At 55.9% G+C, this 16137-nt stretch carries 13 protein-coding genes; 9 read left to right on the forward strand and 4 right to left on the reverse strand.

The genetic code is table 11. From position 1 onward, the window contains the following. Nucleotides 1-405 precede the first annotated feature (405 nt). Nucleotides 406-2913, reverse strand: a complete 2508-nt coding sequence (locus tag ACZ1G7_RS16165; protein WP_472660412.1) for a hybrid sensor histidine kinase/response regulator — start codon at nucleotides 2911-2913, stop codon at nucleotides 406-408. Nucleotides 2914-2954: 41 nt separating this feature from the next. Then, nucleotides 2955-3458 carry a putative pterin-binding protein gene (locus ACZ1G7_RS16170; protein WP_472660413.1) on the reverse strand — a complete coding sequence of 168 codons (504 nt, stop codon included), beginning with the start codon at nucleotides 3456-3458 and terminating at the stop codon, nucleotides 2955-2957. Nucleotides 3459-3861: 403 nt separating this feature from the next. Here ACZ1G7_RS16170 and ACZ1G7_RS16175 point away from each other — a divergent pair, with 403 nt between their 5' ends. From ACZ1G7_RS16175 to ACZ1G7_RS16210, 8 genes are all read left to right on the forward strand, one after another. Beyond that, nucleotides 3862-4476: a LuxR C-terminal-related transcriptional regulator gene (locus tag ACZ1G7_RS16175; protein ID WP_472660414.1), complete on the forward strand. Its 615-nt coding sequence runs from the start codon at nucleotides 3862-3864 to the stop codon at nucleotides 4474-4476. A 358-nt stretch (nucleotides 4477-4834) separates the two neighbouring features. Continuing rightward, a complete protein-coding gene (locus ACZ1G7_RS16180) occupies nucleotides 4835-6361 on the forward strand; it encodes an anti-sigma factor antagonist (protein WP_472660415.1) in 1527 nt (508 codons plus the stop codon). A 17-nt stretch (nucleotides 6362-6378) separates the two neighbouring features. Then, complete coding sequence (locus ACZ1G7_RS16185) at nucleotides 6379-6774, forward strand: ATP-binding protein (RefSeq protein ID WP_472660416.1); 396 nt, start codon at nucleotides 6379-6381, stop codon at nucleotides 6772-6774. A 4-nt stretch (nucleotides 6775-6778) separates the two neighbouring features. Beyond that, a complete protein-coding gene (locus ACZ1G7_RS16190; RefSeq protein WP_472660417.1) occupies nucleotides 6779-8503 on the forward strand; it encodes a DUF3131 domain-containing protein in 1725 nt (574 codons plus the stop codon). Further along, entirely contained in the window at nucleotides 8500-9651 is a 1152-nt protein-coding gene (locus ACZ1G7_RS16195) for an acyltransferase (RefSeq protein WP_472660418.1), read from the forward strand. The genes ACZ1G7_RS16190 and ACZ1G7_RS16195 overlap by 4 nt, the downstream gene beginning before the upstream one ends. After that, complete coding sequence (locus tag ACZ1G7_RS16200; protein WP_472660419.1) at nucleotides 9612-11477, forward strand: glycosyltransferase family 2 protein; 1866 nt, start codon at nucleotides 9612-9614, stop codon at nucleotides 11475-11477. The genes ACZ1G7_RS16195 and ACZ1G7_RS16200 overlap by 40 nt, the downstream gene beginning before the upstream one ends. Continuing rightward, on the forward strand, nucleotides 11474-12799 hold the full coding sequence (locus tag ACZ1G7_RS16205; protein ID WP_472660420.1) for a DUF3131 domain-containing protein: 1326 nt from the start codon (nucleotides 11474-11476) through the stop codon (nucleotides 12797-12799). Before ACZ1G7_RS16200 ends, ACZ1G7_RS16205 begins: the two co-directional genes overlap by 4 nt. Beyond that, complete coding sequence (locus tag ACZ1G7_RS16210) at nucleotides 12796-13494, forward strand: peptidoglycan-binding domain-containing protein (RefSeq protein ID WP_472660421.1); 699 nt, start codon at nucleotides 12796-12798, stop codon at nucleotides 13492-13494. Before ACZ1G7_RS16205 ends, ACZ1G7_RS16210 begins: the two co-directional genes overlap by 4 nt. 66 nt (nucleotides 13495-13560) lie before the next feature. Here the strand turns inward: ACZ1G7_RS16210 and ACZ1G7_RS16215 are convergent, their stop codons facing one another. Together ACZ1G7_RS16215 and rocF are read right to left on the reverse strand one after the other, a co-directional pair. Further along, nucleotides 13561-14604 (reverse strand): ornithine cyclodeaminase, encoded by a 1044-nt coding sequence (locus ACZ1G7_RS16215; RefSeq protein ID WP_472660422.1) that lies wholly within the window; start codon nucleotides 14602-14604, stop codon nucleotides 13561-13563. Then, nucleotides 14601-15533, reverse strand: a complete 933-nt coding sequence (rocF, locus tag ACZ1G7_RS16220) for an arginase (RefSeq protein ID WP_472660423.1) — start codon at nucleotides 15531-15533, stop codon at nucleotides 14601-14603. The genes ACZ1G7_RS16215 and rocF overlap by 4 nt, the downstream gene beginning before the upstream one ends. Before the next feature lie 123 nt (nucleotides 15534-15656). Between rocF and ACZ1G7_RS16225 the strand changes: the two genes are divergently transcribed. Next, nucleotides 15657-16085 (forward strand): Lrp/AsnC family transcriptional regulator, encoded by a 429-nt coding sequence (locus tag ACZ1G7_RS16225; RefSeq protein WP_472660424.1) that lies wholly within the window; start codon nucleotides 15657-15659, stop codon nucleotides 16083-16085. Nucleotides 16086-16137 lie beyond the last annotated feature (52 nt).

Genomic DNA, 16137 nt, shown 5'->3' on the forward strand with positions numbered 1-16137 from the left:
CTGCGAGATGCAACATCATTTGCATGTTAACAATGTTCTATCAGCGAACAGCGCCCCGGCATTTGGGAGGTCCGGTGTTTCTTCCCAATCAAGTGCCTGCCGAGCCTCCTGAATGTCTCGAACCTCTTCGTCAGCCGCAAACGGAATGGCATGCGCGGTACATGTCTCTCCCTGGCCAAATACTTGCGGATCCTGCGTGATGAAAAAATCGCAAAAAAAGGGACGTCTCATGAAATCTGGCGTCCAACGTCACCATTGAAAGGTCCATAGGCTGGGATAAAGCTCTGGTGAAAGTAAGCTCCAACCATCTGCCCACGATGGTCAGGAAACCAGAGAATCCGAGCGCCGCGCGGCGAGTGCAGATATCTTGCAATGCATTGATAACCACGGTCGCAAATCAAGCCTCTAGCTGGTTACCAGCTCAGTTTCGGTGAGTTTCCAAATTCTGGTTAGCTCATCTTTTGTTCTCACGATGAACGCGACGTCATCCTTTTTTGCGGCTGTTTCGAGTGACTTCAGAGACTTTCGAAACGCGTCTGCGCCAAAAACTGCGGCACTGCCGGCTAATTTATGGGTTCGTGACCGGACCTCAGACATGTCTGTGCTGGCTTCCGTGGCAAGCCACGCAATCAGGTCTTCGGCCTCGCTCACAAACCGCACGCGCAAATTCTCAAAAGTTTCGTCGCCCAATGCGTCGCGGGTCTCACTAATGTGGGCGATATTTATCAATGTAGGCAAAGCCGCTTGCGCCAAGGGGCGTTCGACACGACCCAACAACGCGCGCAGGGCGTCCCTGGAAAGCGGTTTTGTCAGAATATCGGTCATTCCGTCCGCCAAGAATTCCTTCTGTTCTTCTGCCATGGCATTGGCTGTTAGCGCAATAATGGGGGTCGCGGCTGACAAGCCAGTACCACCACGTATCGCCCTAGTTGCGGCTCTGCCATCCATCACCGGCATGCTGATATCCATCAGTATCAGGTCGAATTTCTCTTTGGATGCGGCGCTGACGCCTTCGGCGCCATCAAAGGCTTCTGTCACGACGTGGCCGTCTGCTTGAAGCATTTCACGTGCAACGATGCGGTTAATCTCATTGTCTTCCACCAAAAGGATATTCAGGGACACGGTGGCCTGAAGGCTGCGCTTATCTTTCAATGCGTGTGCGGGCGCGTCGGTTTCGGTCACAGGCAACGAAACCCAAAACGTACTGCCTGTTCCAACGACGCTGTCTACACCGATCTCACCGCCCAATGCGTGTACAAACCGTTGTGCGATGCTGAGCCCAAGCCCCGTTCCCCCGACATTGCGATCATAGGCCGTGTTTCCGGTGACGAAATCATCAAACACACGTTCCATCAGGTCGGGCGGCATACCTGGGCCGGTATCGTTGATCTTAAACATCAGTGTCGCGTCATCATGTGTGCCCACATTTTCGATGGAGACGTCAACTTTGCCTTGCGGCGTGAATTTCACCGCATTCCCGATCAGGTTCATCATCACATGCTGCAATCGGTCGTTGTCCGACAAGATCCAATGCAGCGGTTTGCCGTGCCATGCCCAATTCAAGGAGGTGTTATTTTTCGCTGCAGCGCCACTTTGATTGTCAATAATGTCTTGAAGAAGCTCGGAAATATTGACCGGTTCTGATCGTGTGTTCAACTTGCCTGCATCGTATCGGGTGATGTCCAACACATCAGAAATATGGCTCATCAACAGGCGTCCGGAGGTTTCCATATGCCCGACATAGCGGTCTTGGTTGGCGTCCAGATCGGTATCCCGCAACAGGTTCATATTGCCCAGCAACCCATTCAGCGGCGTTCTGATCTCGTGGCTCATTGTGGACAGGAAGTCGGTCTTCAATTTCTCGCCCGCCAGGGCCTTGTCGCGGGCCGCAACAAGCTCGGCCTCGGCAGCGACGCGCCGGGAAATATCGCGCAAGAACGCAATGAAAATCTCACCTTGGTGAGTCGTTGCGGACTGAATGGCAAGCTCAACCGGAAAGACCCGACCATCGCGATGTTTGGCTTCCAGTTTCACCCGACCTTTGCCAACAACGCGTTTTTCACCCTTTGCACGCATACGTTCCATGCCTGCGTCATGGGCCTCGCGCATATGATCTGGCACGATGACCGACCCGATATCTTTGCCTAAAACATCTGCCTCAACGTGGCCAAAGATGCCTTCAGCAGCGGGGCTGAATTCAAGAATGTCACCATTCGCGTCGCAGACAATGACACCATCCAGCGACGTGCTCATCACTGTTTTCATACGCGTTGTGGTCTGATGATTTTCCCGCTCGCGACGGTAGATACGTGCGTTGAGCCGGATCAGAAACACAACCGCGAGCGTCAGCACGCCAATCAAGGCCGCGATCGCAACGGCAAGTTGGGTCATCGTGCTTGCAACGGCCTGTCTTTGATCATCAGCAGACCGCGCAAACATATCAAGGCCCGAATTTCCTAAGGCCCGCACAACAGGTGCCGTCGTCTTTGCCAGGTCTGTCAGGGTGGGTATTTGACGTATTAGCTCAGCGTCCGTCGCATCGATTTTGACGACCGCTTCGTTCAGAAATGCCACCAGATCGTCGAGGTGTTCACGCGACGACGGGTTAGCGCGGAGGCCTTCGAACACAGTGGCCTGCCTTAGCGTCGTAATACGGCTGTAGAAAACGTCGAACTCTTGGCGGAGTTGTTCCAAATCAACAGGGTCACTTTCGAGCTCTCTTTGGAACTCCAAAAACTCTACCTGTGTCTGGACCAACGACCATTGAACGTTGTCCGAACGCGCGGACCCTAATAGCCGAATTTCGCGGGACACGTTGTAGGTTAACAGCGCGATTGCGACAATCGCCAAGAAAGCGACAATCGCTGCAAAGGTCCGCCCATGGATCGCGCGTTTGGGCAGTTTGACGTTCAAGTCGTCAGTCTTGGGGGCGCGCGCTTCCATCTGCGATTGGGTTACTGGACGATTTCCAGCCTGTCGAGCTGCCAGATGCTGCGCGAGTAAATAACTTCGGTCCGGTAATCGGCGTTGCTGTCATAGGGATAGATGATCCAAAGCGGCCCCTTGTCGCGCACTCTCATGGCTTCACCATCCATGAAATAGGCGACGATCGGGCCACCGGTCACTGCGTCGGATACCGGGATTTCGACCGCGTAGTCATTGATCGCCTTGGCAATCAACATGCCGTCTTCCACGCCCAGCTCGCTCAACAAGTCCGCCAAGGACACCCCTTCAAAGGTGTGAACCCCATCTGTCCAGATGGTGCTGGTTTCGAACGTGGTTTTCGGAAGCTCTTGAAGCGATGCCATGTTCAGGGTCAGTGTCGTTTCACCAGACGCCAGTTCAAAGTCGCCCGTGATGCTTAGCAGTGGTTCTGCACCACCCTCAGCCATGATCGATTGGGACAGGCAGGCCGATAATGCGACGCCGTACATGAGGCGAATGAGTGTCTTGAACATGGTATAGTCCTTCCGCTTTCTGGGGTCGGTATCGCATTTCTTCGTCTATGATGCAGTTGGGCAAACGGATATCGGCATATCCGAACGGATAGCTCAGAGGCTTCTCCAGCTTCCGCTCCTTGTGCAATCACTCGAAACGGCTAGCGGGTTTTTCTTAAAAAGGTCGTAAGCGTGACCTCCAGATCGGTGTGATCTCTCAGCATTCAAAACGCAGTATGCAAGTCACACGTTAAGGCGATTGCTTTGACGCTCTACCTATTGCCGCAAAGCGTCCGTACCTATGCGGTCGAGCTTGAAAAAGACTGAATAACCCAAGATGTCGTCGTCAACTTCCCTTTTAATCAAGCCATCCTATCGTCATAGTTGGTGTCTAGTCCGCCTGCTATTGTTTGAGGATATGAAGATGAGAATCCTAATCGCTGATGACCATGGCTTGCTGCGAGATACTCTTGTCATGTTCTTGGAAAATGCGGGTGGCATCGAAACACTAGCCGTCGGAACATTTGACGAAGCCGTCGCCGAGATCAACGCGGGCCCCGCCTTTGATTTGGTGCTGCTAGACTACAATATGCCGGGGATGCACGGCTTGGACGGGTTAAAGGCCGCGCTCAAGCTCGGGGATGGCCAACGGGTCGCCCTCATATCTGGTGAAGCGACCAAAAAGACCGCAGAAGAGGCCCTTGAGGCTGGCGCCGCAGGGTTCATACCCAAATCCTTGCCCGCCAAGTCACTGGTTAACGCCGTAAAGTTCATGGCCATGGGTGAGCAATACGCGCCGATTGATTTCATGACCGCGGAAGATGAGGTTGAGGAAAACCTGCTCGCGGCCAAATTGACCGAGCGTGAACAACAGGTCCTTAAAGGCCTGACAGAGGGCAAGTCCAACAAGGAAATTGCCCGCGATCTGGACATAACAGAGCCAACCGTGAAGCTGCATATGAAGACGCTGTATCGCAAAGTCGGTGCCGCCAATCGCACACAGGCAGCGTTGATCGCGCGTGAGGCGGGGCTTTTCTAAAACTATCCGTTCGGATGGACCCACCACACGATTGCGCCCAGGATCCAACCTTTCGCGCAGATGATCGGCCGCAAGCTCAGTGCTAGTTCCCTCCGAAAGGAGCGAACGATGATCTGGCAAAACCCAACACGTCTATTCAACAGTAATGCTTTCCGCGTGGTCCAAGCATTTGAAGCTGGCTTTTTGCGCGTGCTTGACGTGTTTCAATCATTTTTCCCCCAGAAAATAAAGGAATTTTCAATAAACCCTCAATAATGATTTTACGCTCAGCCTCATTGAGGTCGAAATTGAAAAGTTGGCTTAGAGGGCAGGGGACCAGCTCCCTCAAAGGCCAAAACCCTAGGTTAGCGATGCTTAAATGGTAACCGCGCCACTGAAAATTGTCGTTGCTGAGGATAGCGAGGTGCAAAGACTGTACCTGTGCAGCCTTATCAATGGGCTGGGCTTCGAAGCGATCGAGGCCGAAGACGGACGTGCTGCTTTGGACATGATCCAGCAATCTGGTGCCGAAATCCTGATCAGCGACCTTGCTATGCCTCATCTGGATGGCATTGGCCTGACCCGCAAAGTCAGACAGTTGGACCTTGATCACTACGTGCACATCATCATGGTGACCGAGGCCGATGAGAGCGAAGTTCGCGACGAGGCGCTTTTGGCGGGTGTCGATGATTTCATCACCAAAGGCAGCAGTATGGCGATGCTGAAGGCGCGGTTGCGCACCGCCACGCGACTGATTGCGCATGCGGCCGAACTGGCGGAACGCACCCGTGTTCTGGCCGAGATCAATGAACGCATCCAGGAAGATCTGCGCGCCGCCGCAGCCGCACAACGTCAGCTTCTGCCAAACATGCGCGAAGATATCTTGGGCTTTAGCGTGGCGTCCGCCTTTGTTCCGTCTTCCATCGTGTCAGGTGACATGTTCGGTTGCTTTGAACTTGATGACGGCAACCTTGGTTTCTACGCCGTTGACGTGGCCGGGCACGGCGTTCACGCGTCTCTTTTGTCGGTGGCCATCGGCCATTTGGTCACGCCAGAATATTTCCAAAATCAAGCATTCGATGTGGGTGGTGTGCCCAACCCTGCCGCCTTGGTCGACGCGTTGAACGCCCGGTTTAGCGCGTCTGACAATGATGACTATTTCACCATGTTCTGCGGCATTGTGGACACTCGGTCGGGCCGGCTGGATTACTGCCAAGCGGGCTACCCCTCTCCGTTCCTCGTCACTGAAACGGGCGTCGCGGAACCGGTTGGGAATGGTGGGTTTCCGGTCGGGCTGATCAGTAGCGCCCGCTATGAAAACAATGCACGCGACGTTGAAATTGGCAGCACTTTGGTCATTTGCTCGGATGCGGCCTGCGAGGCCGAAAACGCCACGCAAGAGCAATTCGGCACCAAACGGGTGCGCCAGCTTGCACAAACAATTGTGGCGCAAGAACCCTGCGAAATTCCGGAAAAAATGGTTTGCGCTCTGTCCGAATGGCGCGGCGGCAAACCCCTAGAGGACGACCTGACAGTCGTCTCCCTAAAAGAAGGACATCCCATGATCCACACAACCACGCATGACGCCGGAATTACGGTGATCCGCCCTGGCGCTGACCGCCTCACGGCTGCAAATGCAAAGACGTTCAAGAATGATGTGACCCAGTTGATTGAAGGCGGTGCGGCGCAGCTGATCGTTGATTTCATGGACGTGTCCTTCGTGGACTCTTCTGGCCTTGGTGCGTTGGTCGGTGTTCTGAAAAAGATAGGCTACCGCGGTGATCTGGCGGTCTGTGGCCTGAATGATGATGTCACGCAGATGTTCAAGATTTGCCGCATGGACCGCGTGTTCAAGACCCACACAACGGTCGATGCAGCCATTGAAAAGATGGCAGAAGAGCTGTGAACCAACACAGGTTCCATATGCAAAATGATCTTGGCGACGTGGACCGCATGGTCCTGTCGCTAAAAGCGCATGTGGACACCATCCTCACCCCATCCGCGCAATTTAAGTTTGAAGTCAGTGTCTCGGAGGCGCTGAGCAATGTCGTGAAACACGCAAAAGCCAGCGACCCATCGCTGCCGATTGCGCTTGAGCTTTCAGAGACGGCAACCGCAATCCGGTTGGACATTTGCGACCCGATTGGCGCCGAAATGTTTGACATCCGTGACCATGCCAAACCGTTGGATACGCTTGATCCTTTCGTCGAAAGCGGCAGGGGGCTCGGCCTCATCATTCAATACACAGATCACGTGGACTACGGCGCCAAAGACGGTCGCACATGCTTGTCCCTAGAGTTCTTAAAGACAGGAGACTGATCAAATGGCCTCACCCAAACTCACCCGTTGGTTCCTTGCAGGTGCTGCGTGCGTTTTCGCGGTTCTGCCTATGACAGGCCACGCGCAGGACGCCGCTAGCGATGCTCTGTCCGTCACCATCGATGAAAGATCGGGTGAGCATGACGGCTACCGCGCAGTGACCATCACGTCAGACACGCCTTTGAACATCCAGTATGGCGATCTTGCTGTTCAAACCTGTACGCGCCGCCCGGCCGCGCAACTGTCAGGCCATTTTGGCCGCAACGGGCAGCTTACGCCGCGCGAATTCGAAATGGCCAAAACCGCGTGGTCCTATTTCGAAACCAGCTATCAGGACGAAACCGGTTTGGTGAACGCGGTTGGGTCTTTCCCGTCGACGACGTTGTGGGACACCGCGTCCTATGTCAGCGCCCTGGTCGCCGCGTATGAGCTGTGCGTGATCGACAAACGCACCTTTGACAATCGCGCCAACCGTCTGATCAACACCCTGCGCAATTTGCCGCTCTATCGTGGCGAAGCGCCCAACAAAGTGTACAATGCCGCCACCGGGGAAATGGTGGATTACGCCAATAAACCTGGTGAAATTGGAATGTCGGCCAATGATATTGGCCGTCTTCTGGTCTGGCTGCAAATCCTCAAAGAACGCCACCCGCACCTTGCCAACGGTGTCGACAACGTTCCGATGCGTTGGAACTTTTGCAATTTGATAAACGAAGATGGCCGCATGTTCGGCTCCTTCACCCAGTCCAATGGCGACACGCGCTATGTGCAGGAAGGCCGCCTCGGGTATGAAGAATACGCCGCCAAGGGCTTTGCGTTATGGGGGTTTGGCGTGGATCGCGCCATGTCGCCGGAACCCGTGAGTTATGTCGAGATTTTCGGCGTCCGCGTGCCCTATGACGGCCGCGACCCGCGCGTGTTCAAAAACCAAAACTACGTGCTGACCGAAGGCTACATCCTTGATGGGTTAGAGATGGGGTGGGATCTGCCGACAGATCGCACCAATGACGGCATGGTGGCCAGCAACGGCTGGCGCGCCGAATTTGCAAACCGAATTTATTTGGCCCAGCAGCGCCGTTTCGAACAAACGGGTGTCATTACCGCACGATCAGAGCATCAGGTCGAAGGCCGTCCTTATTTTGTCTACGACACGATTTTTGCAGATGGCTATCCATGGAATACGCTGGACCCGACAGGTGAATATCAGCCCGACCGCGCCGCCGTGTCGGCCAAGGCCGCTATTGGGATGTGGGCGCTTTGGGAAACGGATTACACCGATTTGTTGTTCGAAGCCGTGGCCGACTTGTCCGAACCTGATCGCGGCTTTTACGAAGGTCTCTATGAAAACGGCAACGGATTTATTCCGCTACAAACCGCCAACAACAACGGCATCATATTGGCGGCGCTTCTTTACAAAGTGCAGGGTCCGATCCTGCAGCGCGTCAATCAAAACACACAAGTCTGGGACACCGCATTCGTCGGTACCGATATTCGCGACAACAAGTGCCACCCGAACCGCATGATCGAGGAGGTTCCCTGTTGCGCCTGCGCGAATGCGACCCAAATTGCCCCCGTCATTCCGGTTGAAGAATTTGTGTACTGCCGTCCCGTGGTCGGTGGCATGGAAGTGGGCGCTACCGAGTGCAGCACGGTTGAACACAATCTGCCCCTTCCAAAAGCGCGTCAGGTCCGCCCACTAAGCTGCCCTATTCCGGTGTCGACCCAATGAGCGCAGCTTCTAAACCACGCCTTGTCTGGTTCGATGCCAACCGCGTGTTTGCGGCCTTTGGTGTCGTCCTGATCCACTCCTCCACGGATTTTGGTGGACAAGCCTTTGCGGACGCTGATCAGGGGGCGCGGCTTGTTCCCGTTTTCCTCCGCTCCTTGGGGGAGTTTTCGGGCTCCGAGATGTTTTTCATGTTCTCGCTTTTCCTCATGGCCATGCGTGTGGACAAAAAAATGCCAAGCTATGGCAGCGCCATTGCCATGCAGGCGAAACGTCTCTTGGTGCCTTTCGCCTTTTGGGTCGTTTTCTACGCGTTCTTTCGGTTGCTCAAGGCAGATACATTCAACTACGCGCCCTATATCTGGGAACAGTTGGGCCAGGTCCAAAGCTGGTTTGGTTACTTCATTTTGGGCAAATCGCAGTACCACATGCACTTTTTGCCGACGCTGTTTGCACTGTTCTTGTTTTTCCCGGTGATGCGCGCGGCCACCCGCTATCCGGTCCTTGGCCTGACGGTCGTGATCACCATCGGTGTTATGAACAACGCACAAGGGTTTCTGTGGGGTTTGGACATTGATCCGGTCCTGCGCGACTACCTTGTGCGCGCATTGAAAATCTTTGGATATGTCGGCTACGGTATGGCTGCTTTTGCGATTTACGGCCTGTGGAATGACGGCATCCCGCGCGGTGAAGCGCGCCTGATCCGGCGCTGCGGTTTCTACTTTGCGATCCTCGCCTATGTCGCAACGCTGCCCTTCTTCTACGTAGCGTTCGAGACTGGTTCCTGGAGCATACGCAGCGGTTGGGATTTTTACGGCCACTTCTTGATGCCAATCTTCGTGTTCCTGATCTTCGTTGGCGGGCAATACCTGCAATGGTCGCCGCGCTGGACGTTCTTGGCTAGCTACACATTTGGTGTCTATCTGGTGCATCCGCTGGTGATCGACCTATTCGATGTTGCGGTCTTTTCTTCCGGCCTGTCTGCCGCGATGGAACCTTGGATGATCGTTACCTCGCGCTTTGCGGTTGCTGTGACTGGTTCTTTTGCCCTGGCCTACGGGTTGTCCAAGTTCAAGCCGCTGGCCTGGACAATCGGCCTTGGCCCGACGCCTTGGGACATCGTGCGATCCCGGCAGGCGGCGGCGTCGTAATGGACGACTACTTTTTGAAATATGAAAACCGCATGCCAGAGCCTCCGTTGGAATACTCTGCTATGCGCGAACTGGTCTGGCAGTTTCTGGCAACCGTCGCCCTGATCATCGGTGCCTGGTACATTTGGTGGCGCTGGACCGCGTCGCTGAACACAGATGCGCTCTGGTTCGCGGTGCCGTTGGTTGTCGCCGAGACCTGCGCCTTTTTTGGCATGGTGCTGTTCGTGTTTAACTTGTGGAAAGACGACCCGGTTGAGCTGTTGGAACCGCCCGCGACGCTGGCGGATATCGCCCCGGGTCACCCCGAAGGCCCGCGAATGCTGTCGGTTGATATCATGTTTGCAACCTATAACGAGGACCCTGAGCTGGTTCTGCTCGGGATCAAAGACGCGCAGCGCATTACCTACCCGCACCCGATTGATATCCGAATTCATGTGCTCGATGACGGGCGGCGCGACGAGATGCGCAAAACCGCTGAGACCGCTGGTGCGAATTACATTTCTCGCAGCACCAATGAGGGGTTTAAGGCCGGCAACTTGCGCCATGCGATGGAGCAAACATCCGGCGATCTGCTGGTCATCTGTGATGCAGACACGCGGCCCTTTCCAACGATCCTAGAGAACACGCTGGGCTATTTTCAGGACCCCAAGATGGCGTGGGTCCAGACGCCGCAATGGTTTTACGATCTGCCCGAAGGTGAAGCCCTTGATACGATGCTGGATCGCAGGTTTGGCCGCGGCGTGGGGGCGTTGGGGCGCGGTTTGCAAAAGCTGGTTGGCCCGATCCGGATAGGCGCTGATCCTTTCGTCAGTGATCCAAAGATGTTCTACGACATTATTCAACGTCGCCGGAACTGGGCCAATGCGTCCTTTTGTTGTGGCGCCGGGTCCATTCACCGCCGCGAAGCCGTAATGGAGGCCGCCCTACGCAGCTTCGGCGCAAAAGTTGAACGCCGGGCCTATGCCACCGAGGAGGTCATCACCGTCTCCAGCAAAGAGCGCGACATCGCCCCCGACCTGATGGACGCGATCCGCACGGAGGCAGCGACCACCGAGATTCTGACGCCCTACCGCTTCCATGTGTCCGAGGATATCTACACCTCGATTGTGCTGCATTCGGACCGTGAACGGGTCTGGAAATCGAAGATGCATCCGATTGTCGAAAGCAAGATGCTGTCGCCACAGGATTTGCTGACATGGACCGTGCAGCGCTACAAATACGCGGGCGGCAGCCTTGATATTTTGGTGAACGACAACCCGATATTCGGGCGCGGCCTGACGTTTCCGCAGCGTATGATGTATGCGACGACCTTCTATTCCTACCTCGCGCCAATCTGGAACCTGATCTTTCTGATCGCGCCGATTGTCTATCTGCTCACAGGTGTCTCTCCGGTGTCGGCCTATTCGGCGGACTTCTTCTGGCATCTGATTCCGTTCTTGGTGGCTTTGGAATTGGCAATGATGGCCGGTACATGGGGCATCTCCGGTTTCGCCGCCAAGGCCAGCTATCTGGCGTTCTTCCCCCTTGGAATGCGCGCGATTTGGTCGGTGCTTCGGGGGCAGACAATTTCTTTCAAGGTCACGCCAAAGGTACGCCAATCGGGAAATTTTCTGGGCTTGGTACGACCGCAAATCGCCGTCTTGGTTGCGACGGGCGTGGCGATGATTTGGGCGCTCATTGCGCTCACGCTCGGCACCACATCCCATTCTGCCACAGGCGTCGTGTCCAACATCCTTTGGGGGTTCAACAATTGCTTGGCTATGGCCGGCATCATCGGCGCGGCCCTTTGGGTGCCCGGCGCGATTGAAGAAGGCGAAACAGCATGAGCTTCAAGACCAACCTGATCAGGGCCCGCAGCCACATTATTTTTCTGCTCGCACTCGGCTGCGGGTTAGCTTTGGTGACGGCGATCGACCGTACGGTAGAAAAGACCGGTCCAACCCAAATTGGGAACACTCCGATGGTGCAGTTTGACGACGTAACGCCGCTGCCGCTGGCAATCACTGGAACATCCTCGCCCATGGATTTGGAGCACGCCCAGATCGCTTGGCGGTATTTTGAAAACAACACCGACCCGGTGACCGGTTTGGTCAATTCAACGGACAAATATCCATCAACCACGATGTGGGAAACAGGATCGTATTTCGTGGCGACCATGTCCGCCCAACGCTTGGGTCTGATCGAACAGCGCGAAGCAACCGCGCGCATTGATCTGGCGCTCGACACACTGATCGCCATGCGCCTGTTTGATGATATCTTGCCCAACAAGGCCTATAATGTCCGCACTGGCGAGCTGGTGAATTACGCAAATCAGCCCGTTGAACGCGGGCTGGGCTGGTCTGCCTTGGACATCGCGCGCATGGTCGCAGCCCTCGGCCATGTCAACGCAAACTACCCGGACCTTGCGCCCAAAACAGCGCAATTGATGGAACGCTGGGACCTTGCCATCATGGTAGAGGATGGCCAGCTGATTGGCGGCAACATCGCGAACGACGCCTTGCGCCGGGATCAAGAAGGGCGTGTCGGCTATGAGCAATACGCGGCCAAAGCGATGATGCTGTTCGGATTTGACATGTACCGCGCTTATGATGCGCAAAGCCATTTGATGGTCCGGGAGGTCGAAGGCTACCCGATCCCCGTGGACAGCCGCCTTCACCGCAACATCACACCCGCGTTCACCGTCAGCGAGCCATATTTGTTTGATGGATTGGAGTTTGGCTTTGATGCGCGCTCTGCCCGGTTCGCGACCTCGATCTACGCCGCGCAGGAAGCCCGTTACCGCAACACGGGCATCCTGACGGCGGTAAGCGAATCTCACATCGATGTAGCGCCCTACTTTATTTACTCGTCCGTCTGGGGCGGTGGGGCGGACTGGGCCGTTATGACCTTCAAAGGCGAACGCATGGACAGCCGCCGCACGATCACCACCAAGGTCGCTTTTGCGTGGGACGCGCTTTTTGGCACCGACTACACGCGTGAATTGGTCGCCACGATTGCCCCTTTGGGCGACCCGGAACGCGGCTGGCCGGAGGGTATTTATGAGGTTGATGGATCGACCAATTCGTCCGTGACGGTCAACACGAACGCGGTTGTGCTGGCCGCGCTCGCATTTCGCGCCCATGGCCCGCTTATTCGGGCAGGACAATGACGAAAGCGGTCAGCGCTATCTTGTGTCTATTTGCCTCGATGGCGCAGGCTGAGACGACCCCATGCGTGTCACCGACATTCGATGTGCCGTTTCCCGGCGCGACAGATGTGAAGGCTCATGTGACAGACTTGCCGTCATCTGCCTTTCCGGCCTTCTGGCAGGAAGGCCGCCTTGATGGATATGCCTATCAAATTTTTGCCAATACGACGGGCGTTTTAAGCGGGGGCGGGCCAGATCAGATTTGGTCGATCGACATTACATGTAATGCGTCGGCCGACATCTGTGCATTCACCCAAACTGGCACACCGCCGCAGCCAGCAATCCGTGCCGCAGAACAGATTGCGCACTGCCTTGATCCGGCATTTCTAATTCCTCCAACCGCTGAAATCTCGCCCCCCGAGATCGCGCAAGACCAAATAGCGTCCCCGCAAATTGACGAACCAATCGTGGCGCCAGCGTCCAAGCCTTGCGGCGTTACCGTGACCGATGAAGTGTCAGACATAGCGACCATGCAACGGCTCTTGCTCCTGCTGGGCGCAGACCCTGGGCCCATAGACGGCTTGCTTGGGCCGCTAACCTTCGCCGCAATGGCTACTTTCGTGGACGATGCCGGACGGGACACGTCCATTCCAGATTTGATCGCTGTTCTGGATGAGACGCATTGCACCCGCGTTCCCCAGACAAAAAAGCGTTAGCTCAGATAGGACCTCAAGATCGGGCACGTTGCTGGATTTGCGGACGGTCTCGGCCCCCGCAACGTCTTATCTCGCGCGCTTGACCATGCCGAACAGGTCACGTGGCTCGTCCGGATCGGCCAGCATGTCCAGTTTGCTGTAGTGACCCGTCCGTTCCAACTGGTCGGCGACGTAGCGCAGCGCTGAAAAATCCTCCATCGCGAAGCCAACACTGTCAAACAGCGTGATCTGACGATCCGAGGCGCGTCCCGGCGTTTGACCTGCAATCACCGTCCAAAGCTCGGTCACCGGATGATCCTTGTCGAGAACCTGAATTTCGCCCTCGATCCACGTCTGTGGGGGATATTCAACAAAGATGTCGGCGCGGTGCAGAATGTCGCTGTGCAATTCGGTCTTGCCCGGGCAATCGCCGCCAATCGCATTTATGTGGACGCCTGCGCCAACCATATTGTCGGACAGAACCGTCGCGTTTCGTTTGTCGGCGGTGCAGGTTGTGATGATTTGCGCCCCGGTCACCGCGTCTTCCGCGGTCTTGCACCGGGTCACGTCTAGTCCCTGATCCGCCAGATTTCGGGCCGCCTTTTCAGTTGCAACGGGATCAATATCGTACAGGCGCACCGCGTCGATCCCGCACACCTCAGCCATGGCCAGGGCTTGGAACTCACATTGCGCGCCGTTCCCGATCATCCCCATCGTTTTGGCCCCCTGGGGCGCCAGATATTTCGCAGCCATAGCCGAGGTCGCAGCCGTGCGCAAAGCCGTCAGCAATGTCATCTCTGACAACAACACCGGGTAGCCATTTTTGACCTCTGACAGCACACCGAAGGCTGTGACAGTCTGATAGCCGCGCTTCATATTGGCCGGATGGCCGTTGACGTATTTGAACCCATAGAGCTCGGCGTCTGAGGTCGGCATCAGTTCAATCACGCCCTCCGCCGAATGCGCGGCCACCCGTGGTGTCTTGTCAAATTCTGGCCAGCGTAGAAAGTCCGCCTCGATATAGTCTACCATCCCCGCCATCATCCGGCGTGGCCCGATCTGGTTCACGATGCGCAACATGTTTTCAACACTGACAAACGGCACATAGGCCAACTCGGATGGGGCAATCATAGTCCGATCCTCTGGGTCGGGCGGTCCAGCACGCGTTTCCCCAAAAGGGAGGCGGTCAGGTCGCACATCAGCTGCGCAGTTTTTCCTTGGATATCGAGGAACGGGTTCAGCTCTGTCAGGTCCAGCGACGTAACGCAGCCACTATCGGCAAGCATTTCCATGATCAGATGGGCTTCGCGAAACGTCGCACCGCCCGGCACCGTCGTCCCCACGCCCGGCGCAATGCTCGGGTCAAGAAAATCGACGTCAAAGCTGACATGCAGCCGCCCGTTTTCGCGTTTTACGCGGTCGATCAGATCCGCAACCGGCTTGCGGACGCCTTCCTCATCGATGCGGCGCATGTCCCAGACATCAACGCCCAAATCGTGGATCAGGCTGCGTTCCGGCGGGTCGATGGATCGCAGCCCAACCATGCAGACGTTCTTGGGATCAAGCGGCTGCGGCAGATCAGGGAAAATGCCCTGAAAGCCGTCGCAGCCTAAAGCGTAGGCCATAGGGACGCCGTGAAGATGGCCTGACACGCTTGAGCTCAACGTGTTCATGTCGGGATGCGCATCCAACCACAAAACAAACTGCGGCTGACCCAATTCGTGGGCCGCCTGAGCAACGCCAGTCAGTGTGCCTGCCGCCATCGAATGGTCGCCGCCCAGAAAAACCGGCAATGTATCCGATATCGCCAGCTCATAAGCGGCCTTTTGAATGGCCTTCGTCCAGGCGATAATCTCGGGTAATTTTTCAAGATGCTCGGGTCCGTGCACATCGGCTGGCGCAGGCTGCACCATGTTCGCCAAATCCCGCACGTCAAAACCAAGCTCGCAGATCACGTCCAGCAACCCTGCGGTTCGCAACGCATCAGGCCCCATCAAACAGCCGCCACGACCGGTGCCCGCCTCGACAGGCAGCCCCAAAACTGAGCAAACACGCGCCATCTACCAACTCCTTATTCTTACAAAAAGAAAAATACCGAATATCAATCTGGGCAAGAATAGTGTAATTTGGTCACTAATCAGGCAAAATGATCAAAATCCAGAACGCAAAGGCCAATCTGTTCAATGAGTGATTTCAGTGACATCGACCGGCGCCTCATCGCCCAATTGAAACTGGATGGGCGTGCTTCGGTGACGACGCTTTCCGGCCTGCTCGGACTGGCGCGCGGGACGGTTCAAACCCACCTCAATCGCCTGATTGAAACAGGCGCCATAAAGCGCTTCACGATTGAGCTGGGCGAGCAAGACGCCGACAACATGGTCCATGCGGTCATGATGATCGAGGTGCGCGGCAATACCGCATCGCAGGTTCAACAAGCGCTGCAACGCATGGCAGAGGTCACAAGCCTCCACCGGACCTGCGGTGTTTGGGATATGGTCGTGCGGCTTGAATGCGCTTCATTGCATGAGTTCGATCGCGTGCTGAACCAGATACGCGAACTGCCCGGCGTTTCTAACTCCGAGACCTGCCCATTGCTGCGCAAAGTCATTTGATCGGCGGGCGGGTTTCTCCCGACAACTTGGATGCAGACACCTCCGCATCGTA

This window comes from Litoreibacter sp. JB4-2 (assembly GCF_055693445.1).

Coding starts and splice junctions, on each gene's coding strand:
- ACZ1G7_RS16170 (WP_472660413.1), bottom strand. CDS start 3,458: ATGTTCAAGACACTCATTCGCCTCATGTACGGCGTCGCATTATCGGCC.
- ACZ1G7_RS16175 (WP_472660414.1), top strand. CDS start 3,862: ATGAGAATCCTAATCGCTGATGACCATGGCTTGCTGCGAGATACTCTT.
- ACZ1G7_RS16180 (WP_472660415.1), top strand. CDS start 4,835: ATGGTAACCGCGCCACTGAAAATTGTCGTTGCTGAGGATAGCGAGGTG.
- ACZ1G7_RS16185 (WP_472660416.1), top strand. CDS start 6,379: ATGCAAAATGATCTTGGCGACGTGGACCGCATGGTCCTGTCGCTAAAA.
- ACZ1G7_RS16190 (WP_472660417.1), top strand. CDS start 6,779: ATGGCCTCACCCAAACTCACCCGTTGGTTCCTTGCAGGTGCTGCGTGC.
- ACZ1G7_RS16195 (WP_472660418.1), top strand. CDS start 8,500: ATGAGCGCAGCTTCTAAACCACGCCTTGTCTGGTTCGATGCCAACCGC.
- ACZ1G7_RS16205 (WP_472660420.1), top strand. CDS start 11,474: ATGAGCTTCAAGACCAACCTGATCAGGGCCCGCAGCCACATTATTTTT.
- ACZ1G7_RS16210 (WP_472660421.1), top strand. CDS start 12,796: ATGACGAAAGCGGTCAGCGCTATCTTGTGTCTATTTGCCTCGATGGCG.
- ACZ1G7_RS16215 (WP_472660422.1), bottom strand. CDS start 14,604: ATGATTGCCCCATCCGAGTTGGCCTATGTGCCGTTTGTCAGTGTTGAA.
- rocF (WP_472660423.1), bottom strand. CDS start 15,533: ATGGCGCGTGTTTGCTCAGTTTTGGGGCTGCCTGTCGAGGCGGGCACC.
- ACZ1G7_RS16225 (WP_472660424.1), top strand. CDS start 15,657: ATGAGTGATTTCAGTGACATCGACCGGCGCCTCATCGCCCAATTGAAA.